The following is a 23,387-nucleotide window of genomic DNA, read 5'->3' on the forward strand; positions in this document are numbered from 1 at the left end:
AACTCTAAACATTAAATCTAAAGTGCATAACATCACCATCTTGCACTATATAATCTTTTCCTTCAAGTCTTAGTTTTCCAGCATCTTTACATTTAGTCTCACCACCAAACTTTATATAATCCTCATAAGAGATTACCTCAGCTTTTATAAAACCTTTTTCAAAATCATTATGAATAACCGCAGCAGCTTGTGGAGCTTTTGTATTTTTTCTTATTGTCCAAGAACGCACCTCTACTTTTCCAGCTGTAAAATAGCTTTGAAGTCCTAATTTATCAAATGCTTTTTGAATAATTTGCTCTAGTCCAGACTCAGCAACTCCTAAATCATCCAAGAATGCTTTTGCCTCATCATCTTCAAGTCCAACAAGCTCTTCTTCTATTTTTGCACATAAAACTATAACATCTGAGTTTACACTTTTTGCATACTCTTTTACAATTTCAACATATTTGTTTGTTCCAGTTGTTAAAGTATCCTCATCTACATTTGCACCATAAATAACATCTTTATTAGATAAAAATCTAAGCTCTTTATCTAAACTTATAAACGCTTCATTATCACAATTTTCAAATGTTTTAACAGGTTCTAACTCTCCAATGTGAGTATATAACTCTTCAGCAATTACAAGCTGAGCCGCTGCTTCTTTACTTCCCTTTGCTTGTTTTTTAAGTCTTTCAATCTTTTTTTCAAGTTGAGAGATATCTGCATAAATAAGCTCTGTTTCAATAATTTCTATATCTCTAAGTGGATTTACATCTCCTTCAACATGAGTAATATTTCCATCTTCAAAACATCTCACCATATGAAGTATCACTTCAACTTCTCTAATATTTGATAAAAATTGATTTCCTAAACCTTCACCCTTACTAGCACCTCTTACAAGCCCAGCAATATCCACAAAGTCAATAGTCGAATGCTGAATTTTATCAGGGTTTACAATTTTTGCTAATTCGTCAAGTCTTTTATCTGGTACTGGTACAATAGCTTTATTTGGCTCAATTGTACAAAATGGATAGTTTTGTGCTTCTGCATTTTGTGCCTTTGTTAGAGCATTAAAAGTTGTACTTTTTCCTACATTTGGCAAACCTACTATTCCTACACCTAATCCCATTTTTTTCCCTTTATTATGTTATTTTTAATGAAGTTTACATTTTAGCTAAATATTTATAATTTTTCTTTTAAAGTTATATTTTATCTATTGTTCAATATTTCTTTAGATTATAAAGATTAATCTTTTTTTGTATCCATTAAAGCCTTATATAAAATTTATAAAAACCACTCATAATTAAAATATAAAAATTGTTAAAAAATCAACATAAGCCTTTAAATAGCTTTTTTATTTAACTTTTATTTTATTTTTTTAAGAGTAAACTTAATGGTTTAAATTTTATAGAGAAAAGGATTTTGTATGAACAAATTATTATGGGGTGCAATTGCCGTAATTGGAGCTGTCTGCTTTGGTTATTTGGCATTGCAAAAAGGAGAGACAGTATCAGCCATGTATTTGGTTGTTGCAGCTGTTTGTATCTATATGATTGCATATAGATTTTATGGAAGATTTGTAGCTTATACAGTTTTAGGTTTAGACAAAAATAGAGCAACTCCAGCACAAATTCATGATGATGGAAGAGATTTTGTTCCTACAAATAGATCTGTTCTCTTTGGTCACCATTTTGCTGCAATTGCAGGAGCTGGTCCACTTGTTGGTCCAATTTTGGCAGCTCAATTAGGATATTTACCTTCAATGCTTTGGATACTTGTAGGTGGAGTATTTGCGGGAGCAGTTCACGATTTTGTAGTTTTATTTATATCTTCAAGAAGAAATGGAAAATCTTTAGGTGAGATTATAAAAGAGGAGTTAGGAACTTTTACAGGTGCAGTAACAATGATTGCAATATTTGGAATTATGCTAATTATTATTGCAATTTTAGCAATGGTTGTTGTAAAAGCACTTGCAGTTTCTCCTTGGGGACTTTTCACTATTGCTATGACTATTCCAATTGCTATTTTTATGGGTCTATATATGAGATTTTTAAGACCTGGTAAAGTTGGAGAAGCTTCAATTATTGGATTTATCTTACTGATATTTGCAATTCATTATGGAAGTGTAATAGCAGCTGATCCAGTTTGGGCGGCTAGATTTACTTTTGATGCTGTTACTCTATCATTTATTATGATGGCATATGGATTTATAGCTGCAATTTTGCCTGTTTGGTTCTTATTAGCTCCTAGAGATTATCTATCAACATTTTTGAAAATTGGAGTAATTGTACTTATGGCAATAGCTATTGTAATTGTAGCACCAGATATTCAAATGCCAAAAACAAATCCACAATATTTTGATGGAACAGGTCCAGTATTCGCAGGTGCTATTTTCCCATTTTTATTTATTACAATTGCTTGTGGTGCTATTAGTGGATTTCACGCACTAATTTCAAGTGGAACAACTCCAAAAATGCTAGAAAATGAAACTCATGCTCTTTCTGTTGGATATGGTTCTATGTTAATGGAGAGTGCTGTTGCTATTATGGCTCTAATTTGTGCAACTATTTTACATCCAGGATTATATTTTGCTATAAACTCTGCACCTGCATTTATAGGAACTGATATAGTTCAAGTAGCTCAAACTATCTCTTCTTGGGGATTTACTGTAACTCCAAATGAGATAATTGAACTTACAAAAAATATAGGTGAACAAACAATTTTATCAAGAACAGGAGGAGCTCCTACATTTGCTATTGGGGTTGCACTTGTACTTCATGAGTTAATAGGTGGAATAGATATGATGGGATTTTGGTACCACTTTGCTATTTTATTTGAAGCTCTATTTATTTTAACTGCTGTAGATGCAGGAACTCGTGCTTGTAGATTTATGGTTCAAGATATTTTAGGAAATGTTTATAAACCTTTAGGAAATACAAATAACTATTTTGCAGGTGTTATCGCTACTTTTTTAAGTGTTGCTGGATGGGGATATTTCTTATACCAAGGAGCAATTGATCCAAAAGGTGGAATATATTCACTTTGGCCACTATTTGGAGTAAGTAACCAAATGTTAGCTGGTATGGCTTTACTTTTAGGAACAGTTGTTTTAATTAAAATGGGGAAAACAAGATATACATGGGTTACATTAATCCCTGCTGTTTTTGTATTAACTGCAACATTAACAGGTGGAGTTCAAAAAGTACTTCCATATAAAGAGGGAGATAGAGTTCATAATGCTGTAAGCCACGTAGCTGTTGCTCAAATTCAATCAAAAAATATAGAGAAATTTGAAGCTGAATTAAAACTTGTAACTACACCTGAAGAGAAAGCAAAACTAGAAGCTAGCATTAGCTCAGCTAGTAAAATTAAAATTTCAAATATAGTAAATGCTATCTTAGCTATTTTCTTTATGTTTGCAACTTCTCTTGTAATTATTTCTACAGTTTTAATAGCTATTGGAAAACTAAAAATTCCTCTAAAAGAAGAGCCTTATGTAGCACTTGATAGCCTTAAAAAGAGTTAAAGGTGCTAGACAAGATAAAGGCATTTTATGAAAAATCTGAAAAGTTTTTTCATCCCCTTGTGGGGCTTTCTAGCTATGAAAAATATCTTGAACATATGAAAAGAACTCATCCAGGAAGAGATGTTTTAAGTCGTGGAGAGTTTTTTAAAGAGAGCTTAGATAGAAAGTATAACACAGGCGGTTTTAAGAAGTGTTGTTAAACTTTTAAGAGTAGAGTTTCTACTAAACATAAAAAAAGCTAAGGTTTATAACCTTAGCTTTTAACTTTTTCTTTTAAAGCTTTTGCTTTTTTTTTCTTCCATCTATCATAATATAACATATATCCAGTAATAGCAAAAAGTGCCATAAGAAAAGAGGATATAAAGTATGATAATTGTCCAAACCAACCAAAATACTCTCCACTATGAAGTGGCAACATACTAGCCATTAGTTGTTCATTTAATTTTTTATCTTCAAATTTTGTATCTTTTACTACTAAAGAGCTATTTGGGTCAATTTCCATAGAGTTTGTCTCTCTAAAGTGTGTTGCATTTGCATATAAATAAGAGATTGTATATATACCATCTTTTGAAGGAGTTAATCTTAAATTTGCATTTTTATACTCTTTTGCTACATTTTGCTTAAATATTTCAATAGATTTGCTTATATTATCATAAACTATTGTTTGTGGCTTATTATTGGCTTCTACTTTTTGTGATACTCTTTTTGGCTGTTCTACTCCCATAACTGTAAACATTGCTCCCCTATACCAATCATACGACCAGTAAAGCCCTGTAATACACATTATAATAAAAAATGGAACTACCCACATACCCAAAGAGCTATGAAGTATTGAGACAAATGCTCTCTTTTTATATTTAAAACTAAAGGTAAAACTTTTTAGAAAGTTTGCTTTAATTCGTGGCCAATATACAACTACTCCACCAATAGTTAAAAAAATAGCAACAATAGTTGAAATTGCAACAAGTTGTTTTCCTATCCACTGAGTATCACCTGAAAAGGTAAGCCATCTATGTAAAGAGAAGAAAAACATAAAAAAATCTTTTCCTACAATTTGTGGTAAAACCTCAGCTGTATATGGATTTAAATATATATTCAAGCCTTTCCTAGCACCCTCTTTTTCTATATTTAAAACAATACTAGAGTTTTCTAAACTTGAAAAAGAGATACTATTTATCTTTGTATCTATATTATTTTCTTGATAAATTTTTAATACTTCACTTTGCTCTAATCTTGATTTATTATCTAGATTTTGTACATAATATGTATCTTTATTGATAAGATTTAATATCTCTTTTTCATAAGATAAAACTGCTCCACTAACTCCAATTAGTAATAGTAAAACTCCAAAAATTGCTCCAAAAAACCAATGAAGCTGAAACCAAATCGACTTATGCATAAAGCTATACTCCTTTATTTTAGAAAAATCTTATCTAAGCAATTTTAACACTACTTTAACAAGATTGATAATTGTTATTATAATATTAATAAAAAAGAGATAAGTAGTAATCTACTTATCTCTTTTTGGAAAATTAAAATATATTTTAGAATCTCATATTCATACCAACAGTATATCTTCTACCCTCAAGAACAACATCATAATCATCATTAGTAATCTCTTTATTTGCAATATTATAAATACCAGCTTTTAAGCTTAAATCTTTTGTAGCCTTATATACAATTCCTGCATCAAAAGTACCATATCCTGGTGTTCCACTGCTCATAGAAGTTCTACTTAAATAGTCACTTGTTTTACCTCTATAATTATATTGTGTCCAAGCATTCCAAACCTTTGATATATCCCAATCAAGACCAGCATTTATCATATCCTTTGGCATTTTATTTAAAGCTTCTCCCTTAAAATCTCCACTTTTTTGCTCAGTTTTAGTATATGTATAACTTGTACTTGCAGTTAAATTCTCAAGTAAATCATAATCTAAACTAAACTCTATACCTTTCATTTCAGCATCATCAACATTTTCCATTTGACTAACAAATCTATAAGGTTTTCCATTTGCAGAACATTTCCATTGAGCTTGTGGTGAACCATTATTAGTACCTGGAGAGTCACAAAGTCTGCTTTCAACAATCTTGTCCTTAAAATCTGATTGATAAAACATTAAACTACTAAATAATCCTATATCATCATTAGAATAGTTTATTCCAGCTTCATAACTAATACTTTTTTCAGGTTTTAAATCTGGATTACCAATAATTACAGCACTACCTTTTCCAGTTCTGCTACCAAAACCTTCTGAAATTTGGCTAATTGTTGGTTGTTTATACCCTGTACTTACACCACCTTTTAAAGTTAGATTATCTGTTAAATGATAAACTCCATAAATTCTAGGAGTTACTTCACTTCCAAAATACTCATCTTTATTGTATCTAGCTCCAGAAGTTAAAGCAAAACTATCTGTTATACTCCACTCATCTTCTGCATATAATGCTAAAAGCCATCTATCAAGTTCTGTTACTCCTGTTACACTAGCTAAACCATTTGTAGTATCTATAATTTTTTCTTTTTGATACTGTCCACCAACTGTTAAAGCATGAGTTCCAATAAAGAATGAACCTTGAGTATTAAAAGTTTTTAACTCCTCTTTTTTTTCGTCTGTACCACCTAAGTCATACACTTTTTTTGTTGTTTCATCTTGATAATAAGTGTTTACTATAAAATCATCATATTTTGCTTTATGGCTAACTGTATAAACATCTTTTTCATTTTCATTAGTTGAAGCTTGACTAGCAACATCTACACTTTTACCTAATGTTGTTTTATACTCTTGTCTTATAAAGTCATATCTTAAGCCTAAATCATTGTGTTCATCAACATTCCAAGTAAGCTCACTTCCTATTTTTCTAACTTTCTTTTCAGACTCACTTGAACCAGATTTTTGCCCTTCTCCACCTACATAATCACTTTCATCAGTACCTTGAAAACTTCCATCTAAACTTAAAGATAATTTATCTTTGATTAGAGGACCTGTCAAAAACATACTTGCTCCATAATTATCATTTGAGTAATCATTTGCAGATTTTGTATATTCAGGAGTTATACTTCCTTTCCAAGTATCACTAGAAGCTTTTTTTGTAATAATATTTATAACTCCACCCATTGCATCACTTCCATAAAGTGAACTCATAGGTCCTCTTACAATCTCTATTCTTTCAATCATATCTATTGGCGGTAAATATGCACCAATTTTTCCACCATCTGTACCATTTCCATTTATAGCTCTTCCTGCACTTATTGGCTTACCATCAATTAAATATTTTGTATAATTTGCTCCCATTCCACGAATTGTGATTTCTTGATTATTCCCACCACCAGCTACAGCAACACCTGGTATATTTTTAACAGCATCTATAACATCTGTATATGATTTTTTTTGTAGTTCATCTGCTGTAATTACTGAAATTGAAGCTGGTGCATCAGCAACATTTTGCTCAAATCCAGAAGCAGTAGTTACAACTTGAATATCATCAAGTTTTGTAGTCTCATTTGCAAAAAGTAGATTTTGTGTAACTAAGATAGAAGCTACACTTAATACCATTTTTATTTTCATTTCTCTTTCCTTTTATATATTTTCTTTCTTTTTTAACTTTAATTGTTTTAAAATAGATTTTAGGAGAATCTATTTTATTTTTGATAATCATTATTATAATTAACAAAAAGGAAATGAAATATTAATAGTTTTTTCTTAAAGTAAGGTAAAATTGATAGTGATTATTAAAATATTTTAAAAATATGTAAGATAAAATCTTACATACTCATATTTTTATCTGCGATTTCTAGAATTTTATGAACTCTAATTGCTTGAGATGGGTTTGATAAAGATTGTTTTTGATTTATAATTGCAATTCTAAAATGTTCTATACTATTATACAAAGCATCTTCTGGTTTTATATAAGGAGAATAAGTTCCAAACTCATTTGTTTTTACCAAATAGTTTTCATCCATAATATTTTGTCCGCTTACAACCTCCACACTTTTTTCATAAATTGTAAGTTTATTCTCTAATTTTAAATCTTCATAAACAAGCATTTTTTTAGAACCAATAATAGTTATATTTCGCTCTTTTATTGGGCTTAGCCAGTTTGATTCAAGATGTACAGAAAAGCTATCATACTTTAGATTTACAAAAGTGATACTCTCTTTTGGATTGTAAAATTTTTCACCACTTGCTTTTATGCTTATTGGGTTTTTTCCATCCATTAAATAGTCTATTATAGATAAATCATGAACTGCTAAGTCCCACATAGAACTCACATCTTTTCTAAATTGTCCTAAACTTTTTCTAGTTGAATTTATAAATAAAACTTCCCCTATTTCACCACTAGAGATTATCTCTTTTATCTTTTTTATTGCTGGATGAAAAATCATAATATGATCTATATGTATGATTTTATTCTGTTTTCTTGCTAACTCTTCAAGCTCTTCTGCCTCTTTTAAAGTAGCGGTAAAAGGTTTTTCCACATATACATTTTTAGAAGCCAATAGTGCTTGTTTTATTAAATAATAGTGACTACTAGTTTGTGTAGCAACAGCTACAATATCTATAGTTTTATCATCTAAAACTTTGCTAAAATCTTTTTCATAGTTTGTTGATGATGCATATATTTTATGTGCTTTTTCTAAATTTTCATCTAACATATCACAAATAGTATGAAGATTTAAGTTTGGATTATTATTTATATTTCTAGCAATATTTGGTCCCCAATAACCAAATCCTACAAGTGCAACATTTAACATTGTATCTCTTTTACTAAATTTCCTACAATATATTCAACCTCTTCATCAGTAACATAAGGGTTCATTGGTAAACTCATTATCTCTTTTGATACTCTCTCTGAAATTGGAAAATCTCCCTCTTTTAAATTTAAGTATTTAAAGCACTCCTGTACATGTAAGGGCATTGGGTAATGTACTGCTGTTGGAATTCCTAAGTTTTGTAATTTTGTTTGTAGCTCATCTCTATTTTTTACTCTTATTGAGTATTGTGCCCAAGCTGATGTTCTATCCTCTTTTACAAAAGGAGTTTCTATATTTTTTGCATTTAATGCTTTTGTATATTTAACTGCAACATCTTGTCTTAGTTTTAAATCTTTAGGATAGTATTTTAATTTTACATTTAAAACTGCTGCTTGAATTGTATCAAGTCTCCCTCCCATACCTATATATTGGTGATGGTAACGAATTGATTGTCCATGAAGTCTTAGAGATTTTATTTTATTTGCTAGTTTTTCATCATTTGTAAAAACTGCCCCTCCATCTCCATAACAACCTAATGGTTTTGCAGGAAAGAAAGAAGTACAAGATATATCACCAAGGTTTGAGTCACTAATACCTTTATAAGTAGAGCCAAAGCTTTGAGCTCCATCTACTATCACTTTAAGGTTATATTTTTTTGCTATCTCATTTATCTCATCCATATCACACGGTTGCCCATACAAAGATACTGGAATAATAGCTTTTGTTTTAGAAGTTATTTTCTCTTCTATCTTTTTTGGATCTATATTATATGTTCTCTCATCAATATCAACAAACACTGGTTTAGCTTTTAGGAAAGCTATTGTTTCTGCTGTTGCAAAAAATGTAAATGGTGTTGTGATTATTTCATCATCTGGTTGTATATCTAAAGCCATCATAGCAAGAAGCAAAGCATCTGTCCCACTTGAACATGTTATCGCATATTTTGAACCTGTGAATTCTTCTAGCTTTCTTTCAAGTTCATCTATTTGAGCACCCATTATAAAGTTACAATCCCGTGCAACTTTTATAATAGCCCCTTCTATCTCTTCTTGGTATAATTTATGTTGGATTTTTAAGTTGGCAAAATCTATTTGCATTTGATTCCTTAAGTAAAAAATAAGGCGAATTGTACTTAAAAATCACTTAATCTTATAGTATTTTTAATAGACCTCATAAACCTTTGAAACCAAACCACTATCTCTTATTTTTTTACAAATAGTACTATCTTTTGTACTATCAACTTGAACATCTATGGATACAATATTTTGATTTTTCTTAATTTCTAATTTTATACAAGAGTTTTTATCACTCATTTTTAATTTTTCTATATCCCAGTTTGTATCACCAATATTTATAACATCTTTTATATCTTCTATTTCTTGATTTAACAAATAGTAACTTTGAATAGTGTTTATAGCTGTAGTTACATCTCTTTTTAAAGTTGAAACCAAAGCACTATCTTTCGTATCCATAAGCTTTGGAGCAGCAAAAGAGACAATTATCCCTAAAATCACAATTACAAATATAATCTCTATTAGAGAAAAGGCTCTTTTCATAGCTTCTTCCTTTTTTAAAAGTTTATATTGATTGTAAAATTTTATAACTTAAAAAAATATTATTTTATAAAACCCCATCAGGAAAATCTATTTTTGTCTCTTTTTGGACATCAGCAACACTTTCAAAAACAACCTCAATTGGAGCTTGTCCATGGTGTTCATTATCTTTATCAATAAATTTAGTTAAAGCTTTATGAAAATCTAGTTTTACTGTACCTATTGGTCCATTTCTCTGTTTTCCTATAATAATTTCAGCCTCTTCAATTGGTTTATCTATAAATTTAGATTTATAATCTTCACCCTTATCTTTTGCCTCTTTCTCTTTTCTAGCTTCATCTCTTTGCTTATAAACATCATCTCTATATACAAACATGATAATATCGGCATCTTGCTCAATAGCTCCAGACTCTCTTAAATCACTTAACATTGGTCTTTTATCTGGTCTGCTTTCAAGTCCTCTATTTAGCTGTGAAAGTGCAACTATAGGAATTTTAAGCTCTCTTGCCAACATTTTCAAACCTCTACTAATATCTGAAACCTCTTGATGTCTATCTTTATTTCCTAATCCTTGCATTAGTTGAAGATAATCAATTACAACTAGACTAATATTGTTTTCTTGAATTTGTGCCAATTTTCTTACTCTTGCTCTTAATTGATTTATATTTATACTTCCACCATCATCAACAAAAAGTTTTTTACTATTTAAATCATCAAAAGCAGCACTTAAACTCGACCACTCTTTATCATCCATATCACCTTTTCTAAGATTTTGAAGAGGTATTGATGTTTTTGCAGCTAACATTCTCAACATTAGTTGTTCTGCTGGCATCTCTAAAGAGAAAAAAACTACTCCTTTGTTTGCTTCTACATTTTTTAAAGCCATATTTAAAACTATTGCTGTTTTTCCCATAGCTGGACGTGCTGCAATAATTACTAAATCTCCTTCATTAAAACCAGTAGTTCTTCTATCTAATGATTCAAAACCTGTTGTTTGTCCTATTAAATATTTATTTCCTAGTTTTTTCATCTTTTCAATATATGCCAAAGTATCACTTGTAACAGTTTGCATATCTTTTAGTTCACTTGTTGCACTATTTGTAGAGATTTTATAAAGTTCACTTTGAATAGTGTCTAAAGCCTCATTTGCACTAACTTCATCTTCAATTGCAACTTTTTTTATAGTTGTTGCTAAAGAGGCTAACTCTCTTTTTACAGAAGCATCTTTTATCTCTTTTACATAGGCGCTTGTATTTGTAATAGGATTTGCACTTAATATCTCAAGTAAAACCTCATCATTTACATCTTTTTTATCAACTCTGTTTCTTACAAAATCCTCATCAATTGGCATATCTTCACTATGAAGTTTCATTATTACTTCAAATATAGCCTTATGTGCTGGAAGATAAAAATCTTTTGCTTTTAAAACTCCCAAAACATCTTCAAGCTCTTCAGGATTAAAAAATATTGAGCTTAAAACTGCTCTTTCGATGTTTATACTATAAATACTATCCATTATATTTTTCTTTTTGCTTCAAATTCAACTTCTTCTACAAACTTATTAATCAAAGCATCTCCACTAAGTTTCGCAATTATTTCACCTTTTTTCATAACAAGTCCACTACCTTTTCCAAAAGCAATAGCAACATCAGCAGCTTTTGCTTCTCCAATAGCATTTACAACACATCCCATAACTGAAACATCTAATGGAGTTTTTATATGTGCTGTTCTTTTTTCTATCTCTGCAACTGCACTTACTAAATCAGCCTCTATTCTTCCACAAGTAGGACATGAAATAATATTTAAGCCCTCTTTTGAGATGCCTAAATCTTTTAATATAGCCTTTCCTACTTTTATCTCCTCTTCAAGCTCTCCTGTCATTGAAACTCTTAGAGTATCACCTATTCCATCAAGAAGTAAACTTCCTAATGCAATTGAAGATTTTATTGTAGAGTGAAATTGTGTACCAGCTTCTGTTACCCCTAAGTGAAATGGATAGTTATTCATAGGTCTTAAAAGCCTATAAGCCTCAACTGTTCTTTGAACATCAGAAGCTTTTAAAGATATTTTAATATCTGTAAATCCCAAATCTTCCAGATATTTTATATTATAATCAGCACTTGCAACCATTCCCTTTGCTGTTTGTCCATATCTATCTTCAAACTCTTTTTCCAAACTTCCACAATTTACTCCAACTCTTATTGGAATATTTCTAGCTTGACAAGCTTTTACAACCTCTTGTACTCTTTTTTTATCTCCAATATTTCCAGGATTTATTCTTATACAATCAACTACTTCAGCAGCAATTAAAGCCAATTTATAGTGAAAATGAATATCTGCAACTATTGGTAAACTTACTTGTTTTTTTATCTCTTTTAAAGCATGAGCATCTTCAATATGTGGAACTGCAACTCTTACAATATCAGCACCTGCAAAATGTAGTCTATTTATCTGCTCAATTGTTGCTTCTATATCTGATGTTTTAGTATATGTCATTGATTGTACACTAATTGGTGCATCACCACCTATTAGGATATTTCCTACTTTTATCTGTTTTGTTGGGTATCTTTTTATCATTTTGGGATTTTATCTAAAATAGTTTAAATAAAAGTGAAGTTTAATTTATACCTAAGAATTTATTTTATATGCTTGTATCTACACAAAATAAACTACAAAGAAATATCTTGAATACAAAGCGAAATATATTATTAATTATACTGGCATTTATTGTCTCAACCTTTTTTGCAATAATATTGACAAATTATTATATAAATAAAAAACAAAAACAGCTACTAGAAACAATATATCAAGCTACTCACAAAAATATTTTTGAAAAAACACAAAATTTGATAAGTGATAAACAAAATACATCTTTAGCTATTGCAATATCTTTATCAAAAGATAAAAATCTATATGAAAATTTAGAAAATAAAGATTTTAAAAAGCTAAATTATGAACAAATTGCAAAACTAATTGAGACAAATTCAAAATATAAAAATATCTGGATTCAGATTTTTGATAGTAACTTAAATAGTATTTATAGATCATGGACAAATATAAGAGGAAGCCTTAATTTTAGACCTGATCTAAAAAAAATAGAAGCTTTAAAAAATATTTCAACTTCAATTAGTGCTGGACTATTTAATGTAGGAATAAAAGCAAGAGTTCCTATTTTCGATGAAAATAACAATTTTTATGGGACTTTAGAAGTTATTACACATTTTGATTCAATCACAGAAGATTTGGTAAAAAACAACATCTCTCCTATTGTAATAGGAGATAAAAGTATTAAAAAGAATTTAACAAATCCTCTTTTATCTAAACTTTTCATTGATGATTACTACATTGCAAATGAAAATGTTGATATGAATTTATACAACTATATAAAAGAGAATGGCATTGAGAATTACATAAATATTGAAAATTTTATTGTAGAGAATGGTTATTTAATCTCAAAATATCCACTTTTTGATGAAAAGGGCAATAACTTAGCATACATAATAAATTTTATGGAATTAAATAGTATAAATTTAGAAAATATGAAATATGTAAAAATTCAAGCAATTTTGGCTTCTGTTATAGCACTTATCATACTATTTACAGCTATTTTGGCATATTATCTAAGAGATATAAAAGAGCAAAATCATAAAAATAAAATCCTTTTAGACTCTCAACCAAATATTGTAATAATAACAGATGGAGAAGAGATAATTGATGCAAATAAACAACTATTGTCATTTTTCCCTTTAGCCAAAAATCTTGAAGATTTTAAGAAAAAATATATTTGTATTTGTAACTCTTTTGAAGATTTAAAAAAAGATGATTATATTGTAAACAAAGATTATGATGGTAAAAATTGGGTTGAATATATCTTTGAAAATCAAGATAAAAACTTTAAAGCTGCTATAAAAAATTCAAAAAATGAGCTAAGACACTTTAGTATAAAAACTTCTACTGCAAAAATTGATTTATCTATTATTGTTACTTTTATTGATATTACAAATGAAATTTTACAGCTTGAAAAAGAGAAAAATGAACAGAGAAATCTATTTCAACAATCAAAAATAAATGCTATAGAAAATACTTTAAATAGTATAGCTCATCATTGGAGACAACCTTTAAGTGTGATTAGCACAATAGCAAGTGGGATGAAATTAAAAGAGGAGTTCAAGCAACTAACTAAAAATGATATTTTACTATCTTGTGATAAAATCATTTTAAATACAAAAAAACTCTCAAATACTATAGAGAATTTTTCAAACTTTTTTGAAAAAGATGATATGGCTTCTAGCTACTCTTTAGTTGAAATGGTTAATAATGTAATCCTCTTTTGTGAAACTATATTTGATGAGAACTCTATTAATTGTGAATTCACATATAGCGAGGATTTTATAATAAACTGTAGCCAAAGTGATTTTTCTGACTCTATTTTGAATATTTTAGACAACTCAATTTATGCACTAGTTAATAATAAAAATAAAGCAGACAGATATATTTTAATCAACTTTTCAAATAAAATCCTATCAATTAAAGATAGTGGAAATGGTATTGAGGAAGAACTTATAATGAAAATATTTGAACCATATTTTAGTACAAAACATCAATCTTTTGGTCTAGGATTGGGTCTTTTCACAGTGAATGAATTTTTTGTAAGAAATCTCAATTTTAAAATTGAATTAAAAAATGAAGAGTTTGAATTTAAAAATAAAAAACTAAAAGGTTTAAATATTATTATAAATTTTAATTAAACTTTTATTTTATCTTTTTTAGGTAAAATGCACGGATTATTGAAAAAAGGATTGTTTATATGCAAGATATTGAAGTTTTCGATTTAGTTATTATTCTTATTACATTATTACTTGGTTTAAAAGGACTTTTTAGAGGTTTAATAAAAGAGGTATTTGGAATAATTGGTATTATTGGTGCTATTTTTGTAGCATCAAGAATTTCAACAGAAGTTGGTGGACTTTTGGCACCAGTTCTTGTAATAGAAAACCAATCAACAATTAAATTAATAGGTTTTGTAGTATCTTTAATTGCTGTTTGGCTGATTGTTTATAGTGCTGGAGTTGTTGTTAGCAAAATATTTAGTGCTAGTGGATTGGGAATTATTGATAGAATTTTTGGTTTTATCTTTGGAATGTTAAAAATATTCCTTATATTTTCTGTTATTGCATATTCATTAAATCAAGTAGCTTCATTTAAAAAAGTAATTGATGAGAAATTTAGCAACTCTGTTATGATGCCACATTTACTAAGTATTGGTTCATACATAATAAAATTTGATACAACAGCAATTGTAAATACTATTGACAAAACTATTCAAAATGCAACTGACAGTTCTATTTCAATACAAAATAGCATTGATGAAACAAAACAGAGTATAGAACCAGCATTAAATGATATAAAAGAGAATGTAGAGCAACTTGACAATCTAAAAGAAGATTTAGATAGTACAAAAGATAAGTTAGAAGATATTAGAAATAAAGATGAATAAGGATTTAAAAATTGTTTGAAAATAAATATATACAACAAAGAATAGAAAAAGCTCAAAATTTACGAGATTTAGGAATAAATCCATATGCGAATGAGACAAAAAGAGAGCTAAGCATAAAAGAGTATTTTACAAAAAATGAAGATGTTTTTAATCTTGAAACAAAAAGAGATGAGAGTAGAAATTTTACAATAGCTGGAAGAATTAAGTTTTTTAGACTTATGGGAAAAGCTAGTTTCCTTAAACTTGAAGATGAAAGTGGAATGCTTCAAGTTTATGTTGCAAGAGATAATTTGGAAGAGAACTTTTATAATGATATTTTCAAAAAATATATTGAAGTTGGAGATATTGTTGAAGTTAGTGGTTATCCATTTGTAACTGGTCAAGGTGAGCTTTCACTTCATGTTGATAGTTTGAAAATTCTTACAAAAGCTATCTCTCCACTTCCTGAAAAATTTCATGGAATACAAGATAAAGAGCTAAGATATAGACAAAGATACTTAGATTTAATTATGAATAGTAGTGTTAGAGATACTTTTCATACAAGAAGTAAAGTTATAAGTTTAACAAGAAGATTTTTTGAAAATAAAGGCTTCTTAGAAGTTGAAACGCCTATGATGCACCCAATTGCTGGTGGAGCAAATGCAAAACCATTTGTTACTCATCACAATGCATTAGGAATTGATAGATTTTTAAGAATTGCTCCTGAATTATATTTAAAAAGATTAATTGTTGGTGGATTTGAAGCAGTTTTTGAAATAAATAGAAATTTTAGAAATGAAGGTATGGATGCAACACATAATCCTGAATTTACTTCTATTGAGTTTTATTGGGCATATAAAACTTATGAAGATTTAATTGAGCTTACTAAAGAGTATTTTGCATATCTATTTGAAAACTTAAATCTTCCTACAGTTTTACCTTATGGAGAGCTTGAAGTTGATTATAGTAAGTTTACACAAATACCACTAATTCAATCTTTATATGAAATTGGTGGTGTTCCAAAAGATATAGTTGAGGATAAAGAAAAAATTTTAGAATTTTTAAAAGCAAGTAAACTTGAAGCAAATAATAAACTAAATCTAGGTCAACTTCAAGGTCAACTTTTTGATGAATTTGTAGAAAATAAACTTATTAATCCAACATTTATAACAGAGTATCCAGTAGAAATCTCACCACTTGCTAGAAGAAGTGATGAAAAACCTCACTTAACAGATAGATTTGAGCTATTTATAGCTGGACGAGAAATTGCAAATGCTTTTAGTGAGTTAAATGATCCAATTGACCAACTTCAAAGATTTGAAGGACAAATGGCAGCAAAAGATAGTGGAGATGATGAAGCACACGAGATGGATGAAGATTTTGTAAATGCACTATCTTATGGTATGGCTCCAACTGCAGGGCAAGGAATTGGTATTGATAGACTTGTAATGATGCTTACAAATCAGCACTCAATAAGAGATGTTTTACTTTTCCCTGCTATGAAACCTGTAAAACAAGATTTTGATCTACTTTTAGATGAAACAGAAGAAAAATAGAAAAAAGATAAAGGAAAAGAGATGAGTTATATAGAGAATGATAGATTAGAGATAGCGGATAAAGAGGTATTTGAAATAGTTGAAGCAGAGTTAGCTAGACAGACAAACCATTTAGAGATGATTGCAAGTGAGAATTTCACATCTCCAGCAGTAATGGAAGCTATGGGTTCAGTATTTACAAATAAGTATGCAGAAGGTTATCCATATAAAAGATATTATGGTGGTTGTGAACAAGCTGATAAAGTAGAACAACTAGCAATTGATAGAGTTTGTAAAATCTTTGATTGTAAATTTGCAAATGTACAACCACATAGTGGAAGCCAAGCAAATGGTGCAGTATATGCAGCACTACTAAAAGCAGGAGATAAAATTTTAGGTATGGATTTATCTCATGGTGGGCATTTAACTCATGGTTCAAAACCTAGTTTTTCAGGACAAAACTACTCAGCATTTTATTATGGGGTAGAACTTGATGGAAGAATAAATTATGATAAAGTAGAAGAGATAGCAAAAACTGTTATGCCAAAAATCATTGTTTGTGGAGCTAGTGCTTATGCAAGAGAGATTGATTTTAAAAGATTTAAGGATATAGCAAACAAAGTTGGTGCTATTCTATTTGCTGATATTGCACATATTGCTGGTTTAGTTGCTGCTGGTGAACATATGAGCCCTTTCCCTTATGCAGATGTTGTTACAACAACTACTCATAAAACTCTAAGAGGTCCTAGAGGTGGAGTTATTATGACAAATGATGAAGATATTGCTAAAAAAATAAATAGTGCAATATTCCCAGGACTTCAAGGTGGTCCTCTTATGCATGTAATTGCTGCAAAAGCTGTTGCTTTTAAAGAGATACTAGATCCAAAATGGAAAGATTATGCTGTTCAAGTTAAAGCAAATGCAAAAGTATTAGGTGAAGTTCTTGTAAGTAGAGGTTATGAACTTGTAAGTGGTGGAACTGATAATCATCTTGTTTTAGTATCATTCTTAAATAAACCTTTCTCAGGTAAAGATGCAGATGCTGCATTAGGTAATGCTGGAATTACTGTAAATAAAAATACTGTTCCTGGAGAAACTAGAAGCCCTTTTGTAACAAGTGGTATTAGAATTGGAAGCCCTGCATTAACAGCACGTGGAATGAAAGAAGAGGAGTTTAAATATATCGCAAATAAAATTTGTGATGTTTTAGATAACATAGAAGATACAAATTTACATGCTAAAATTAACAAAGATCTTGAAAAACTAGCTAATAACTTTGTTATCTATTCTAAATCGACTTATTGAAAGTTTTGACACAAGGAGTGTATTATGCAAATAATGGGTGATGATTTCGTAAAAAAAGTTCAACTAAAACAAGAGAAAGAAGAACTTGAAAAAAAACTGAGCGAACTTGATGAAACAAGGATATCTATGGGAAATATAAATCTTACAAATAATCTAAACAATGCCTATAAAGGTATAGATAGTAATAGTGATGATATGAATGAGATGAATAGACTACAGCAAAATATCAATTATGATGATAGCAATGAGTTTGATAATATTATGTTAAATCAACAACAAAGTGGAGAAGATAATAAAAAGAAATACTTAATTTTAGGTATTGTTTTAGTTGTTCTTTTTTTACTAACTATTATTATAATAAGACTTTTAACAAGTGATTCAAAAAAAGAGGACCCATTTACATCAAATAATCAAAACTCTTCTGAAATGAAAACTCTATCAGAAAATAGTGGAAATATTGAAGATAGATATAAAAGAATATTAGATGATAAAGCAAAAAAAGAGAGTTCTGAACCAGTAGTAACTCAACCTACAAATAGCTCAAATGAGAAACTTGATATGATCAAAGAGACAAAAGAGGAAACTAGACTTGCTCAAAATGAGAACTTTGAAGATAACTCTATTTCAAATGAAACTCTAGATGAAACTATAAAGAAAATAGAAGAGAAAAAACAAGTTACAAAACCTAGTGAAGCAAAAACAACTGCAAAAGCACAAACTGAACAAAAAAAATCTATAAGAGACTTAGTTGAGGGGAATCAAGCGACAAAAACAACAACTCAAGATACAACTAGTGCAAGTGGTTACTTTATTCAAATTGGAGCATTCTCAAAAAGACCAAATGAGAGCTATTTAAAGAATATAACAAATCAAGGTTTTAAATATAAAATAATCCAAGAAGATATAAAAGGTACTGCTTTTAATAAGCTTTTAATTGGTCCATACAGTAGTAGAGCCGCTGCTTTAAACGATGTATCATCTGTAAAAAGTAAATTAAATATTCAAAATACTTTTATAGTAAATTACTAGAAGATATTTATGAATTTTTATAGTAAAACTCTATTTTTAGACCAATTTACACCTGTTTCAATATATGAAAAAATAAAAGCTCTTTATAAAGAAGAGCTTACTTTTCTATTTGAAAGTAGTATTAGCTCAAATAACGATGGTAATTTTTCATATATAATAATTGGAGATAGAGAGAGAATTTGGCATAAAAATAGTGAATGTTTTTTTAAAAATGAGAGTGGAGAAATAGAAAAAGTTGACAACAATCCTCTAATATTCTTAAAAAAGTATTATAAAAATTTTGATAAAAGTATATATAAGGATAAAGCAAAAGAGCTAGGAATTGGCTTAATAGATGGATTTATTGGGAATGTTGGTTATGATATAGGAAAAGAGTTTGAGCCAAAATTAAAAGCTTCTATGAACTCTTTAGAAGATGAGTTAAATATTCCTGATTTAGATTTAATAAGACCAAAAATAGTTTTAGGGTACTCTCATAAAACTTCTAAACTAGTGCTACTGACATCAATAGATGAACTAAAAGAAGAGTTAAATAATATAGAGAATGAGCTTTTAAAACCATACTATCATACTCCACTAAAAAAAGCGAAACTTTTAGATGAAGGGAAATTCAACTTTACAAAAAATGAGTTTTTCTCTATTGTTGAAAAATCTAAAGAGATGATAAGAGCTGGAGATATTTTCCAAATTTTAATCTCAAATAGATTTACTCAAAGAGCTATAGTAGATAACCTATCTTTTTATAGAGCCTTAAGAAGTAAAAATCCAAGTCCATACTTATATCTTCTTGAGTTTGAAGATTTTTCTATTGCTGGAAGTAGCCCTGAGGTTATGATTAGACTAATAGATGGTCACCTACTTTTAAGACCAATTGCAGGTACTAGAAAAAGAGGTTCTACTTTAGAAAAAGATTTAGAGATGGAAAATGAACTGATCAACGATAAAAAAGAACGTGCAGAACACTTAATGCTTGTTGATTTAGGAAGAAATGATGTAGGTCGTGTAGCTCGTGCTGGAAGTGTGAAAGTAACTGAGCTTATGAGAGTAGAAAGATACTCTCATGTTATGCATATAGTTTCAGATGTTGAGGCTGTTTTGGATGAAAAATATGATATGTTTGACCTATTTATGGCAACTTTTACTGCTGGAACAATGACAGGTGCTCCAAAAATAAGAGCTATGGAACTAATAGCAAACTTTGAAAAGATTAAAAGAAGTTTCTACTCAGGAAGCATAGCTTACTTTGGTTTTGATGGAAATATGGATAGTGCAATTACTATTAGAACTTCACTTATTACAAAAGATAAGATAATTTTTCAATCTGGGGCTGGAATTGTTGCAGACTCCGTAAATGAAGATGAATACTTAGAAGTTCATAATAAACTAGCAGCAAATATTGCAACTTTAAAAGAGTTATCGTAATTAAAAAAAAGAGGAAATAAGATGTTACTTGGAGTAAATATTGACCATATAGCAACTTTAAGAGAAGCTAGAAAAATAAATGACCCAAACCCTTTGGATGCTCTAAGTATTTGTAAACTTAGTGGTGCAGATCAAATAACTATTCACTTAAGAGAGGATAGAAGACATATTCATGATTTAGATGCAAAAGCAATTATTGAGCATTCAGCTCTTCCTATAAATTTGGAATGTTCTATAAATAGTACTATTATTGATATAGTTTATAAATTAAAACCTTATAGAGTGACATTAGTTCCTGAAAATAGAAAAGAGGTCACAACAGAAGGTGGACTTGATTTAGAAAATAATTTTCAAAAAATTAGTCGTGCTATTGCACAATTACAAAATAGTGGTATAGAAGTTTCACTTTTTATAGATCCAACTTTAAAATCTGTAGAACTTGCTAATATGTTAGGAGCTTCTTGGATAGAACTTCATACAGGAAGCTATGCAAATATATTTGCTATGCTTTATACAAATTTGAAACATACTCAACACTCAATAAAAGAGCTAGAGCTTCCAAATGAAAAATTAAAAAATATGCTTGATACTAGTTTGGAAAATATAAAAAACTCTTCTTCTCTTGCTGTAAATCTAGGTTTAAAAGTAGCAGCTGGTCATGGATTAAATTACCAAAATGTAAAAAATATTTGTGAGTTAAAAGATATTATTGAACTAAATATTGGTCAAAGTATTATTGCTAGATCAGTTTTTACAGGTCTATCTTCTGCAATAGTTGAGATGAAAAATCTTATTTCAAAATGACAAACTTCCCAAAAATTGCTATTAGTGTTGGAGATTTAAATGGTATTGGAATTGAAATAGCTCTAAAATCTCACAATACTATCAAAGAGTTTTGCCAACCAATCTATTGCATAAATAGACAAATGCTAGAACAAGCATCAATACTTTTAAATATCTCTATTCCTGATGATTTTAATATATATGAAACCTTTGGTGATTTTGAAATAATTCCTTCAAAAGCTACAAAAGAAGCTGGTATCTTTTCATATCTATCTTTTATGGATGCAATAACTCTAGCAAATATCAAAAATGTAGATGCAATTTGTACTTTACCAATAAACAAAGAAGCTTGGGGTAAAGCAAAGCTAAAATATAAAGGACATACTGAAGTTTTAAGAGATTTTTACAAAAAAGATGCAATTATGATGCTAGGCTGTTCTTCTATGTATGTAGCACTTTTTACAGAACATATTGCACTAAAAGATGTTGCAAAGAATATAAAAACTAATAAATTAGTAAAATTCTTAAAAGATTTCATATCTTGTACTAGTGCTTCAAAAGTTGCAGTTTTAGCTCTAAATCCACACGCGGGAGATGGTGGAGTTTTGGGGAAAGAAGAGAAAAAAATAAGAAAAGCTATCAAAAAAGCAAATAAGATTTTTGGTTCTGATATCTTTTCAAATCCTCTTGTACCTGATACTGCTTTTTCTCCAAATAATAGAAAGAACTATAAATATTTTGTAGCTATGTACCACGATCAAGGATTAGCTCCACTAAAAGCACTATATTTTGATGAAAGTATAAATGTAAGTTTAAATCTTCCTATTATAAGAACAAGTGTAGATCATGGAACAGCTTTTGATATAGCATATAAAAATAAGAACCCAAATACAAAAAGCTATATAAATGCAATAAAAGAGGCTATTAGCCTAAGCAAAAAATGAAACTACTTGAAGAGAACTATCAATTAAACTTTTCAAAAATAAACTTTTTGGAGAGAAAAACAAAAATAGAAAATAAAAAAACAATCATTTGTGGAGCTTCAAAAGTTGGTAAATCTTATTTAATTTTTGATTATTTAAGAAACTTCAAGAGTGAAGAGTATTTATATATCGATTTCTTTGATTTCAGAAATCGAACTATCTTTGAAGAGTTAGATTTTTTAGAAGAGTTTATTTTTTCTAAAGATATAAAAGTTCTAATTTTAGAAAATTTTAATTATGAGTGTAAAATTCCAAATTGTGAAAATATTATTTTAACTTCTCAAAAAAATATCAAGCATAAAGATTTCAAAATAATAGAGCTCTTTGCATTAGATTTTGAAGAGTACCTATTATTTGATAACAAAAATCAAAATATCACTCAAAGTTTTAATAACTTTTTAAAATATGGAAACTTACCACTTTCAATAAATTTAGAAGAGCATAAAAAAGTTTTAAAACTACAAGAGATATTAAAGTTAAACTCAAAAGATAATACAAGTTATGAGATTTCAAAAATTTTAATAGAAAATATTGATGAAAAAAAGTCTATTTTTCAACTCTTTAATCAACTAAAATCAAAGATAAAAATATCAAAGGATAGATTTTATGAGGAGTGTAAAGAGCTAGAAGATAAAAACTCCATTTTTTTTATTGAAAAGTATAATCAAGAGAAAAGTTTAAAAAAAATATACTCATATAACTATGCTTTTTTGGGAGCTATTAGCTTTTCAAAGAAATTTAAGCAAGAGTTCACAAATATGGTTTTTTTGGAACTTTTAAAAGAGAATAAAACTATCTATTATCTTGATAATATCGATTTTTATATAAAAGAAGATAATTTAGCTATTGTTTGTATTCCTTTTTTTAATATTGATTTAAACTCTAATTTACTAAAGAAAATCATTAAAACTGCTTTAGAAGTAGATATAGAAAAAATAGAGATTATTACTATCTCAAATAATCAAAAAATAGATAACAAAAAGATACATATTGAAACAATTGTATTTTATGAATGGGCTTTAATTTAAAATTAGCTCCTC

The 23,387-nt window shown here is 28.9% G+C and carries 19 protein-coding genes; 11 read left to right on the forward strand and 8 right to left on the reverse strand.

Annotated features, from left to right (window positions below):
* Positions 1-4: 4 nt before the first annotated feature.
* Positions 5-1,108 carry a redox-regulated ATPase YchF gene (ychF, locus tag ATR_RS06715; RefSeq protein WP_115428703.1) on the reverse strand — a complete coding sequence of 368 codons (1,104 nt, stop codon included), beginning with the start codon at positions 1,106-1,108 and terminating at the stop codon, positions 5-7.
* A 297-nt stretch (positions 1,109-1,405) separates the two neighbouring features.
* Between ychF and ATR_RS06720 the strand changes: the two genes are divergently transcribed.
* Positions 1,406-3,505: a carbon starvation CstA family protein gene (locus ATR_RS06720; protein WP_115428704.1), complete on the forward strand. Its 2,100-nt coding sequence runs from the start codon at positions 1,406-1,408 to the stop codon at positions 3,503-3,505.
* A gap of 2 nt (positions 3,506-3,507) precedes the next feature.
* Positions 3,508-3,705: a KCU-star family selenoprotein gene (kcuS, locus tag ATR_RS06725; protein ID WP_115428705.1), complete on the forward strand. Its 198-nt coding sequence runs from the start codon at positions 3,508-3,510 to the stop codon at positions 3,703-3,705.
* A 53-nt stretch (positions 3,706-3,758) separates the two neighbouring features.
* On the opposite strand, the gene ATR_RS06730 is transcribed toward kcuS, so the two are convergent.
* The 7 genes from ATR_RS06730 to ispG all read right to left on the reverse strand — a co-directional run bounded on the left by ATR_RS06730 (position 3,759) and on the right by ispG (position 12,391).
* Positions 3,759-4,904 (reverse strand): PepSY-associated TM helix domain-containing protein, encoded by a 1,146-nt coding sequence (locus ATR_RS06730; protein ID WP_115428706.1) that lies wholly within the window; start codon positions 4,902-4,904, stop codon positions 3,759-3,761.
* A 145-nt stretch (positions 4,905-5,049) separates the two neighbouring features.
* Positions 5,050-7,074 (reverse strand): TonB-dependent receptor domain-containing protein, encoded by a 2,025-nt coding sequence (locus tag ATR_RS06735; RefSeq protein WP_115428707.1) that lies wholly within the window; start codon positions 7,072-7,074, stop codon positions 5,050-5,052.
* A 197-nt stretch (positions 7,075-7,271) separates the two neighbouring features.
* The gene (locus ATR_RS06740) at positions 7,272-8,261 is read right to left on the reverse strand and encodes a Gfo/Idh/MocA family protein (protein WP_115428708.1); all 990 of its coding nucleotides are present in this window, start codon (positions 8,259-8,261) and stop codon (positions 7,272-7,274) included.
* The gene (locus ATR_RS06745; protein ID WP_115428709.1) at positions 8,255-9,358 is read right to left on the reverse strand and encodes a DegT/DnrJ/EryC1/StrS family aminotransferase; all 1,104 of its coding nucleotides are present in this window, start codon (positions 9,356-9,358) and stop codon (positions 8,255-8,257) included. The genes ATR_RS06740 and ATR_RS06745 overlap by 7 nt, the downstream gene beginning before the upstream one ends.
* 63 nt (positions 9,359-9,421) lie before the next feature.
* Positions 9,422-9,817, reverse strand: coding sequence for a type II secretion system protein (locus ATR_RS06750; RefSeq protein ID WP_115428710.1), 396 nt, complete (start codon positions 9,815-9,817; stop codon positions 9,422-9,424).
* Positions 9,818-9,881: 64 nt separating this feature from the next.
* Positions 9,882-11,330, reverse strand: coding sequence for a replicative DNA helicase (locus tag ATR_RS06755; protein ID WP_115428711.1), 1,449 nt, complete (start codon positions 11,328-11,330; stop codon positions 9,882-9,884).
* The gene (gene ispG / locus ATR_RS06760) at positions 11,330-12,391 is read right to left on the reverse strand and encodes a flavodoxin-dependent (E)-4-hydroxy-3-methylbut-2-enyl-diphosphate synthase (RefSeq protein WP_115428712.1); all 1,062 of its coding nucleotides are present in this window, start codon (positions 12,389-12,391) and stop codon (positions 11,330-11,332) included. Before ispG ends, ATR_RS06755 begins: the two co-directional genes overlap by 1 nt.
* A 176-nt stretch (positions 12,392-12,567) precedes the next feature.
* Here ispG and ATR_RS06765 point away from each other — a divergent pair, with 176 nt between their 5' ends.
* From ATR_RS06765 to ATR_RS06805, 9 genes are read left to right on the forward strand one after another with little or no spacing between them, the layout of a single operon-like run.
* Positions 12,568-14,562: a PAS domain-containing sensor histidine kinase gene (locus ATR_RS06765; protein WP_164966726.1), complete on the forward strand. Its 1,995-nt coding sequence runs from the start codon at positions 12,568-12,570 to the stop codon at positions 14,560-14,562.
* Between the two features lie 59 nt (positions 14,563-14,621).
* The gene (locus ATR_RS06770; protein ID WP_115428714.1) at positions 14,622-15,311 is read left to right on the forward strand and encodes a CvpA family protein; all 690 of its coding nucleotides are present in this window, start codon (positions 14,622-14,624) and stop codon (positions 15,309-15,311) included.
* 11 nt (positions 15,312-15,322) lie between these two features.
* Positions 15,323-16,846, forward strand: a complete 1,524-nt coding sequence (lysS, locus tag ATR_RS06775; RefSeq protein ID WP_115428715.1) for a lysine--tRNA ligase — start codon at positions 15,323-15,325, stop codon at positions 16,844-16,846.
* A gap of 21 nt (positions 16,847-16,867) precedes the next feature.
* On the forward strand, positions 16,868-18,130 hold the full coding sequence (locus tag ATR_RS06780) for a serine hydroxymethyltransferase (protein WP_115428175.1): 1,263 nt from the start codon (positions 16,868-16,870) through the stop codon (positions 18,128-18,130).
* A 24-nt stretch (positions 18,131-18,154) separates the two neighbouring features.
* On the forward strand, positions 18,155-19,159 hold the full coding sequence (locus tag ATR_RS06785; protein ID WP_115428716.1) for an SPOR domain-containing protein: 1,005 nt from the start codon (positions 18,155-18,157) through the stop codon (positions 19,157-19,159).
* A 9-nt stretch (positions 19,160-19,168) separates the two neighbouring features.
* Entirely contained in the window at positions 19,169-20,581 is a 1,413-nt protein-coding gene (locus tag ATR_RS06790) for an anthranilate synthase component I family protein (RefSeq protein ID WP_115428717.1), read from the forward strand.
* A 21-nt stretch (positions 20,582-20,602) separates the two neighbouring features.
* Positions 20,603-21,385 carry a pyridoxine 5'-phosphate synthase gene (locus ATR_RS06795; RefSeq protein WP_115428718.1) on the forward strand — a complete coding sequence of 261 codons (783 nt, stop codon included), beginning with the start codon at positions 20,603-20,605 and terminating at the stop codon, positions 21,383-21,385.
* Positions 21,382-22,308: a 4-hydroxythreonine-4-phosphate dehydrogenase gene (gene pdxA / locus ATR_RS06800; RefSeq protein WP_115428719.1), complete on the forward strand. Its 927-nt coding sequence runs from the start codon at positions 21,382-21,384 to the stop codon at positions 22,306-22,308. The genes ATR_RS06795 and pdxA overlap by 4 nt, the downstream gene beginning before the upstream one ends.
* Complete coding sequence (locus ATR_RS06805) at positions 22,305-23,375, forward strand: ATP-binding protein (RefSeq protein WP_115428720.1); 1,071 nt, start codon at positions 22,305-22,307, stop codon at positions 23,373-23,375. Before pdxA ends, ATR_RS06805 begins: the two co-directional genes overlap by 4 nt.
* Positions 23,376-23,387: the final 12 nt, after the last annotated feature.

Origin of the sequence: Aliarcobacter trophiarum LMG 25534 (assembly GCF_003355515.1) — a bacterium.
Classification (GTDB): Bacteria; Campylobacterota; Campylobacteria; order Campylobacterales; family Arcobacteraceae; genus Aliarcobacter; species Aliarcobacter trophiarum.